An 8643-nucleotide genomic window follows, 5' to 3' on the forward strand; every position below is an offset into this window, starting at 1 on the left:
GCCCCCGACCCAAAGCACCCCGCGCCCAGCCCATCACCGACCGGGCCGCCAACCGGGCACCCAGCCGGGCCGCGAGCGGGGCAACCAGCCGCGGAGCCAGCGCGCCAAGAAGCAGCTCGGACATCGAACCGCCCATCAGGAGTCCGGCCGCGCCGCCCATCGGGGTGAACATCAGCGCCAGCATGGCGATGCTCAACAGCAGCGGCAGGCCGACCTTGAGGAGCTTCTCCAGCAGGAAACCGCCGGTGCCCAAGGTTTCGTAAGCGTTGAACAGGTTCCCCTCGTCCGCGATCTCCTCCCAGCGGTACAGGAGCAGAAGGCCGATCGCCAGGGAGCCGGTGCACAGGACAAGGCGGAAGTGGACCAGGGCAAGAGCCTCGGCCTGCGGCTGCGCGGCGGCCGGACGGTAGCCGCGCACCGTCAGGACGAGGCGCCACACGGTCAGGGCCAAGCCCGCGAGAGCCACGCCGATCAGCAGGCGCAGGCCGGTGCCCCCGGCGAAGTACTTCTGCAGGTCCTGGGTGGACTTGAAGGAGCCCACGCCCAGATAGAGGAGGGAGGGGATGGCGATGAGCAGGCCGAGTACCAGGAGCAGCTTCTCCTGCAGTGGCCGCCTGCGGCGCTGCGCGCGGGCCCGCTTCCACAGCTCGCGCAGTGAAGTTCCCTGCCACGATTCCCGGTTGTGGGTGGCATCCATGCGCTGGGTCTGCTCGGTCAGTGCTTTGCGCAGGGCGGCGAGCCGGTCGGGGTCGCTGCGCGGGTGGGCCGATGCGTACAGCAGGGCCCGGCGCCGGCGAGCATATCCGAAGGCGATGATCCAGGTGGCCGGGACATGCAGCAGTGCGTAGTCGAGAAGGGCCTGCCAGGAGGTGCGGCCTTCGCGCTCGGCGGTCAGCCGGACGCCTGTCTCGCGGTCCTTTCCGCGGCGGGCGCGGCGCTGGTCCCACAACCAGGCGGCGGCCAGCGTGCCGAGGACGATCCACAGTCCCCAGGTCCCGGTCAGCTGCTCCCGCCACCACATCGCGGTGTCGTCGTCGCTGTCGGAGAAGACGGCGGCGTAGTTGTTCACTCCATGGATGGCGACGGCTGCGGCCAGGGGCAGCAACCCCGCCACCCGGAGTAGTGGGCGGCGGGCGCACCACAGCAGGCCGACCGCGAGTCCACCCAGTGTGCTGGCGAAGATGTGCAGGTCGTAGGTCATGACCGGCTGTTCGAGTTCTTCGGTGCCGGTCGAGGCGGGGAACCAACTCCCGACGATGTGCCAGAAGTCCGGGACGTACGGATGTGAGCCAAGGCTCTCGACGATCCGCCAGCCGCCGGCGGGCAGGTCGACGGCCCGGCCCGCGGAGCCGCCGTACATCGAGAGTGACTCCAGCAGGCCGAAGCCCGCCCCCGTGGCACTGCCCAGGACCACGAAGTCGGTCAGCCCCCACTGCATCCGCCTGCGCAGCGCCCAACCGGCGATCAGCAGAGGCAGGATTTTGATCAACTCTTCGGCCACCGGGGCCGTCGTCCACGACACCGTGTCCATGACCGCGCTCAGCGACTCGTGCCGTGAGGCCGCCAACTGCCGTGCTGTTATCAGCTCGACGAACATCGAGGCGACACCGCAGCCGTACATTCCGACGCCGAAGGCCAGCGCCACCATGGGCCAGCGCACCGTCCGGGCCGGCCAGGACAGGAGCAACAGCTGCAGCACCGCCCAGATCGACGCTGCGGCCATCCATAACGCCATCCCTCACGCACCCCCGCCGAATCACGAACACTCCTGACGGCGAGCATGTGGGCCCGATTCCGATGACACAAGGCGTGTTCCGATGGCACAAGGCGTGTCATGTGTCACTCAGGTCACTGTTCACGTGAGCTACGAAGGCCGAGCCGACCGAGTCAGGCGTCACCTACAAGGCGCGCGGCAGGAGTGAAGTCGGCCCTGTTGAGGGGCCCGCAGATTCCGGACTGAACAGGTGAGGCCAGAGGTAGGGCCGGTGCGCTCCAAGTTCCGCTGATGTGCTCTGCTACGCACCCCGTGGCTTGAACGGCTTCCGTGGGCCGCGGTGGCACTTCGATTGACCACGCTGCCGAGAGCTCGGCGCGGACCGTCTTGCCGGAGGGCGGATAGGTCACGCAGTCCCATTGGTCGGCGAGCGCGGCGACAAGCAGCAGCCCGCGCCCGCCGTCCCCGAGCGATGCGGGCTCGCAGGGCGGCAGCTCGGGTCGTCGGTCGCCGCGGGCGTCGGTGACCTCGATGCGGAGGTGCTCGGCGGGCGGAGCGTAGGCGAGCGCCAGACGGAAGTCGCGGCCGGGAACGCGGCCGTGAATCACGGCATTCGCGGCGAGTTCGGCCACGACGAGTTCGGCACGCTCCGTGAGGTCGGGAGGTGCGTCCCAGGACTGCAGCTCGGTCACGGTGAGGAGGCGGGCGAGGCGGGCGCCGCGCGGTGTGGACGACAAGAGCTGCGAGAACGTCCGTACTGGTTCTGCCGGTTGGGGGAATGCTTGGTTCATGGTGCCAGCGTGGTGGGCCCGGGGTGCTCATGGCGAGAACCACACCCCGTACGCGGAGTCAGCGTACGGGCACACGGGGTGGACAGTACGGGGCGTTGTTCGTCACGCTGTGTGGGCACGATCCGTGCGGCAGGGTGCGGGTGCGAGGAGAGGGGCCGCGGATGGACTACGTCGACGAGGACCGGGACGGGTCCGGAGGTGTCGGGACGCGGGCCGCGCCGGAGGGGGACTGGGAGCGCGAACCCCATCCGTCGGACAGCCTGCGCACGTTCGGTGCGGTCGTTCAGGCGCTGCGCGAGCACGCGGGACTCAGCAGGGCGGAGCTCGCCGACCGGGTCCGGTACTCCAAGCACACCGTGGAGTCGGTGGAGCTGGGCCGCCGGATGCCGGACGAGGCGTTCGTCGAGCGGGCGGAGGTGGCGCTCGGCAACACGGGCGCCATACGGAAGGCGGCCCGACACCTCAGCCGCGGGGAGGCCGGTCTCGCGGCGTGGTTCCGGAAGTGGGCCCGGCTGGAGCGGGAGGCGGCGAGCCTGTGCACGTACGAGTGCCGGCTGGTGCCGGGGCTGTTGCAGTCGGAGGGGTATGCGCGGGCGGTGTTCGACAACAGCATCCCGTTGCTGACCGACCGGCAGACGGAGGAGCAGGTCGCCGCCCGCATGGAGCGGCAGGTCAGGGTGCGCGAAAGCCTGACGGTGCCGTTCAGCTTTATCGTCGAGGAGGCTGTGTTTCGCAGGGGGTTGGGCGGTCCGCAGGTCCAGGCAGGCATGCTGGATCACGTGTTGGATTTGACTGCGCCGCGCAACGTGACACTGCAGGTGGTGCCGTTGGAGCTGGAGTTCCATGGGTGCTTGGACGGTCCGGTCCAGTTGCTGGAGACGCGGCAGGGGCGGCGGCTCGGCTACTCGGAAGGGCAGCAGAACGGGCGGTTGATCTCAGAAACGAGAGAGGTGAGTCTGCTCTTCCGTCGCTATGACACACTGCGCTCGCAGGCCCTGAACCCCAAAGAGTCGCGGGGCCTACTGGAGCGACTGCGAGGAGAGCTATGAGCATCCGCAAGGCTGAACTTGCCTGGTTCAAGTCGAGTTACAGCGGCACGCAGGGTGACAGCTGCGTGGAAATTGCGATCGCTGAACAAGACGTCCACGTACGGGACTCCAAGGACCTCGCCCGTCCGGCCTTCGCTGTGGGGCGCGAGGGCTGGGACGAGTTCGTCAGGTTCGCGGCGAGCGCCTGAGGCGGGACCGCGACGCCTTGTGTACGCCGCGCGTTACTTACGGGAATCCTCGGGCGTGGGCGGGGTGTCGTCCGTCAGCTGCGGCCAAGAACCCGGGGGTGGCCCGAACGCACGACGGGCGGCCCTCACCGCCAGTGTGGCAACGGCAGCGTTGGCGCCGCCACCGATCACCGCGCCGATCCCGAAGGGGACCACGCGACCGAGAACGATGATTCCCTGCTTCGTTCCGTACTTCGTGATGAAGTTCCGCCCGAGGACCTTGTTGATCTGGCGCAGCGTCTGCGCGGGGACCGAGGCGACGACCTGACGTCCCCAATGCTGCCCCGTGCGTTCAGCGATCTTGCCGATGGTGGCGGACCCGGATTTGCCGAGCAGGATCCCCATCACGATGGTCCGGCGCCGTTCGAGCTCGTCGATCGGGATTCCGTGGACTTCGGCGACCGAGAGTGCGAAGAGGACGCTCATTTCGAGGGACGAGAGCGCCTCGCCCGCCGACAGCGCGAGCGCGACTGCCGTGCCGACGCCGGGCGCGGCTGCGCTCCCTCCGACCGCTGCGCCCGTCCCGGAGAGAGCGCTCACGTAGAGCCGCTCCAGATTGCGGATCACCTCGGCCGGCGAAGCGTCCGGGTTCCGCTGGCGGGCCCGGGCGATGTTCCTCTGGACCAACGGGCTCTGGATGGCGAGCGCCTTGTCCAGAAGCTCGAGTGCGCGCCCTCTGGATATGTTCTCTTCCGGAGTCGGCTCATCGTCGGCACCTGTTGTCATGTCATGAACTCCTTGAGTCTCTTCTTGGCTGCCGTTGTGCGCGGCGCCGCAGCGGACCGCGGCCATGCGTGTCGTGCACGCTGCCGACGTCAGGTCAGGGTGTTGCGCAGGTGCGGGCCGAGGTAGCCGACGAAGACCTTCCCGGACTGGGGGCCGTCCGCGTAGAAGTGGAGGCGCGGGGCGACCGTGTTGCCACGGCCGATCTTCAGGTGGGCCTGCATGAAGACCTTGCCCTCGGCGGCGATCGCCTTCGGAACGGGAAGCATGCGCTCGTCGCGCAGCTTGCTGCTTTTGGTGACGGTATCGGACTCACGCATGGCCACCTTGGCTGCCGGGAACGGGAAGACGCCGGACGCGTCGGACTTGCACCAGCTCCGGAAGTCGCCGGACGCCGCGCCGCTGGCCGACGCCTCGGCGAAGTGGTTGAGTGCCAGGCGACGTTCAGCCAGTTGTTCACGGACTGGCTGTCAAGCTTCTGGGTGATCTTGGAGTTGCCCGTGAACACGATGAAGGGAAGTTCCCCCAACCGGTCAAGCAGTTCGGCGAAGGACTCCGGATAGGTGATTGCCGGAGCGTCGGCCGCACCGTAGGCAGTGGCGAAGTCGCCGGTTCCTTCGAGCCGTTCCCGCAGAAAGCGGATGAGGCGCTGGGACTCCTGAAACTTGTCGTACAGCTCCTCGTTCTCGCCCTGGAGGTCGTGGGCCGCGCGCTCTGCGACGGTCAGTTCCGCATACAGGTCACTGACCTCGTTGACGCGCATCCCCTCCGCCTGCTCTGCCTCGTTCAGCAGCAAGATCAGGGCGGCGTAGTCATTGCGCAGCTGCTCGATGTCCGCATTGTCCGAACGCGGTCGCAGCCGCGTCCGCTGCCGTGGAACCCTCAGCAGCGCAGCAGGCAGTGCGACACGCGAGGCGAGCCGCTGAGGAAGCGTGGCGAGGATCGAGGCGGCGCGGCGTACGTCCGCCTCGATGGTCCGGCGGGACATCACGGGATGCCGCTGCGCATCCGGCTTCCAGGCGGGATCGAGCTCCGGCATGTAGGTGCGGACGCCGCCGCCGAACACCGGGTGGAACTCCAGCGCACCGTTGAATCTGGCTTGGGCGGTGGGTGCGAGGATGTACAACACGGCCAGCCCGTGAAGGTTCCGGAACAACGGCTCCACGACCGTTTTCGACCAGTCGTCGGGGCCCTTGCCGAACGGCACGGTGGCGATCACGACGGGCATCCGGCGACTGGAGTCGCACAGCTCCTCGATCAGGTCATCGACGTCGTCATCGTCCTCAATGAAGGCGGGGGCAGTGGTGACGTCGGCCTGACCGTCGCGCGCCTCCAGGGCGTCCAGCAAGAACCGGGCAATTTTTGGGGTGCTGGCCGGGGCGGGGAAGACGTTCGCGTCCGCCGGCTGGTGCTCGATGTCGACCTGCACCCAGGTACGGCCCTCGTCCTCGGGGAGTCCGGACCGCACGACGAGCGTCGACTGCCAGGTACCTGATGTGGCGGAGAATGTCTCGCGCATGCGCCACCGGCTGTACGCGCCGTTCATCCCGGACTCGTGGTCGCGGTCGAGGGTCGCGTGATCGGCGACCTCGGTCCGGCCCTCCGCGAGACCGGAGGTGTCGTACCGTTTCGACGTGAGCCAGCCGATTAACTCCCGCTCCGCTATGGCACAGGTGTCCACGTAGTTCGAGACGGTCGATACCACCATGCGGTATCCGCGTGGCTCCATTGACGGTTCCTCTTCCAAAGTTCGCAATGCGGGGTGGGTGCTTCTCAGGGCTGATCGATGGGGCCGTATCCGAGCGAGGCGCGATCGATGAGCCGGTCGCCGAGATCGCGCACGGGCGTGGGCGTGGGCTTGGGCTTCTGCGCGGCGCCCTTGCTCGTGGGCCTCCTCTTGGCGGATGTCTTCGGGGCAGGCTTCTTGCCACTCGCACGCTGTGCTGGGGCCGCTTTTGCCTGGCGGGCGCTCTTCGCGGCCGGCGTGTTGCGCGCTGCGTACTTCTTGCGGAGCGCCGAGAGCTTCTCGCGTTCCTGGGCGGCCATGTTGGTGGGGAGGGCATTCGTGATCGCCTGAGCCCGGCTGAGTGCGTAGCGCGCCTCGTTCCAGCGCTTCCTCTCGATTGCCAGGCGGAGCACCCCGACGGTCCGCTGCAACGCCTTGATCTTCGCGGGCTGCCGCTTGGGTATGGAGGACTCGGCGCCGCTGCTTCGTTTCTGCCCGGCGGCACGGGTGCCCCAGTCGGTACCCGAGGTCAGGACGACGATGGAGCGGGGGTTGCTGGACTGGCTCAGGCGTGCCACGTGCGTCGGTTCTTTGGGTGAGTTTCGGGCACCCCTGAGGTGGACACGGGCGCGGCCACCCCAGGGATCGGTCAGTCGTGCCGGGGGCCCTGGCCGGGGGGCGGGGTGAGTGTGGACCGGTAGGTGCCGTGCGCACCTTCGGTGAGGGGCGTTTCCAGGGTGAGGCCGGCGGCTGCCATGCGGTCGTACTCGGTGAGGATCAGGCGCTTGGTGCGGTACTCGCCGTGGGCGGCCTCGTCCTTGCGCTTCACGATGGGGAACGTGTCCAGGATGTACGACGCGTCGTCACGGGTGATGCCGTAGAGGTGGAAGAAGAGCGCGTCGAGTTCAGCGCGGATCGTGGCGCGGCGTTCCTCGTCCCAGCGGAAGGGGGCGCCGGCGTCGCCCATGTCGCGGGCGAAGGTGGTCATGTCGTGGGCGGTGTATGTGAGCTCAAGCACGCGGTGCGTGACGAAGGCGAGGTGAGGCTCCATCTGCTCAGGGCTGGGCAAAGGGAGTTGGTAGGCGATGAAGAAGTTTAGGTGCGTGCCGCCCACTTTGAATCGTGCAACGTAGTCGAATGCCATCGATGCCGCTGCGGCGCACAATCCTGGCGCGGATCTCGTCAGATGGTCTGTCAAAATTGAAACCGGTAGACTGTTGCCGACACCAGTGTGTGGAATGAGGCCGACAATTGCAGTTCTCTCGTTAGTGGCTGAAGTGATGTCGCGCCACCCGAGAAGCCATTCCCTCCGCCAGCCTTGATCGGAAAGCCGCTTCGCAACCCCCTTCCGGAGGCGACCGTCGATGTTTGCATCGTTTTCGTGGACCCAGCTCGACGGCTGAGGTAGGCGGTTTGGGTCGTCAAGATCATGCGTCGTCAAATACTTTGGTTGATTCTGCCTCTTGGTGGCGGTGCCACTCCTGACTACGTCGGCGACGCGGTGATTGTAGGACTCCGCCATCTTCGCCTCGTACAGCGGCAGCAGCCGCTCATCCCCCCGCACAAGGACGTTCCCGTCGAGGCGCCAGCCCTCCGCGAGCATTGAGTCCAGCGTCTCGCCGTTGGCGGCGGAGGGGCGGAAGAGGTGGGAGTCGTGGGACATGTCGAACATGCGCAGGAACGAGACGCCCCACGGGTTGCCGTTCGCCTTGTCGGACTCATTGAGGAGGACCGGCACGCGGCGGTAGATGCTGAGGGTGATCTCGGCGTCACGGCGGGAGCGGAAGACCGGGCAGGTGCCGGTGTTGGGGTTGAGGAGGGTGATCTCCTCCGGGGTGAGCGTGAAGACCTTGTCCGCGGCTTCGAGTTCTGCCGGGTCGTGGAGGAAGAAGGCGAAGCGGGCGGACGGTTCGCGCAGGGAGCGGCCGGTGAGGGACAGCACACAGAACTTCATGCGCGAGTCCACCGCCGGGAAGAGGCCCGCGCGGTTCTCGAAGTCGAACAACGCCGCCAACGACCCCGCCGACACCAGGTCCTTGAAGAAGTACTGCGTCCGCGCGTCCGTCGCGATGCCCGTCGGGATGATCACGCCCGTGCGGCCGCGACCGGCGGTCAGGATGCGGTCGTCCTCGGCGAACAGCGCGTACAGGTTGAGGTTGCCCTGGCCCGTCAGGGGATAGCGGCCGGAAATGCGGAGGAAGTGGCTCTCGCCATACACCTTGCGCTTGGCGGCCTCGTACTCGTTGAAGAGTTCGATGGTGTCGAGGTCGTCCTGGAGTCCCCGGATTTTCTTCTTCCGGGCAGCCGTATTGTCGGTTGCCGCGATCTCCGGGGCGCGCACGGCGAAGAACTCGGTCTCCGGAAAGTTCACGCTGTCCCACGGCGGGTTCCCCAACACCGCGTCGAACCCCCC

At 67.5% G+C, this 8643-nt stretch carries 8 protein-coding genes and 1 pseudogene; 2 read left to right on the plus strand and 7 right to left on the minus strand.

Going from position 1 to position 8643, the window contains the following annotated elements; translation table 11 throughout:
* On the minus strand, positions 1-1723 hold a 1723-nt coding region (locus J1C73_RS09740), incomplete at its 3' end, for a PrsW family glutamic-type intramembrane protease (protein WP_207315981.1).
* Between the two features lie 164 nt (positions 1724-1887).
* Positions 1888-2505 (minus strand): ATP-binding protein, encoded by a 618-nt coding sequence (locus J1C73_RS09745; RefSeq protein ID WP_207315982.1) that lies wholly within the window; start codon positions 2503-2505, stop codon positions 1888-1890.
* Between the two features lie 161 nt (positions 2506-2666).
* Here J1C73_RS09745 and J1C73_RS09750 point away from each other — a divergent pair, with 161 nt between their 5' ends.
* Both J1C73_RS09750 and J1C73_RS09755 read left to right on the plus strand, forming a co-directional pair.
* Positions 2667-3554 (plus strand): helix-turn-helix domain-containing protein, encoded by an 888-nt coding sequence (locus J1C73_RS09750; protein ID WP_207315983.1) that lies wholly within the window; start codon positions 2667-2669, stop codon positions 3552-3554.
* Positions 3551-3742: a DUF397 domain-containing protein gene (locus J1C73_RS09755; protein ID WP_207315984.1), complete on the plus strand. Its 192-nt coding sequence runs from the start codon at positions 3551-3553 to the stop codon at positions 3740-3742. Before J1C73_RS09750 ends, J1C73_RS09755 begins: the two co-directional genes overlap by 4 nt.
* 33 nt (positions 3743-3775) lie before the next feature.
* Here J1C73_RS09755 and J1C73_RS09760 read toward each other — a convergent pair whose 3' ends face one another.
* The 5 genes and pseudogenes from J1C73_RS09760 to J1C73_RS09775 form a co-directional block, all read right to left on the minus strand.
* Positions 3776-4573, minus strand: a complete 798-nt coding sequence (locus J1C73_RS09760; protein WP_242643950.1) for a hypothetical protein — start codon at positions 4571-4573, stop codon at positions 3776-3778.
* Positions 4574-4596: 23 nt separating this feature from the next.
* Complete coding sequence (locus J1C73_RS35445; RefSeq protein WP_278186534.1) at positions 4597-4728, minus strand: hypothetical protein; 132 nt, start codon at positions 4726-4728, stop codon at positions 4597-4599.
* Entirely contained in the window at positions 4713-6212 is a 1500-nt protein-coding gene (locus J1C73_RS09765) for a hypothetical protein (protein WP_242643951.1), read from the minus strand. The genes J1C73_RS35445 and J1C73_RS09765 overlap by 16 nt, the downstream gene beginning before the upstream one ends.
* A 65-nt stretch (positions 6213-6277) precedes the next feature.
* Positions 6278-6808 (minus strand): hypothetical protein, encoded by a 531-nt coding sequence (locus J1C73_RS09770; protein WP_207315985.1) that lies wholly within the window; start codon positions 6806-6808, stop codon positions 6278-6280.
* Between the two features lie 71 nt (positions 6809-6879).
* A pseudogene (locus J1C73_RS09775) lies at positions 6880-8643 on the minus strand (Eco57I restriction-modification methylase domain-containing protein); the annotation flags it as partial.

The organism is Streptomyces laculatispora (assembly GCF_017353455.1).
GTDB lineage: Bacteria > Actinomycetota > Actinomycetes > Streptomycetales > Streptomycetaceae > Streptomyces > Streptomyces laculatispora.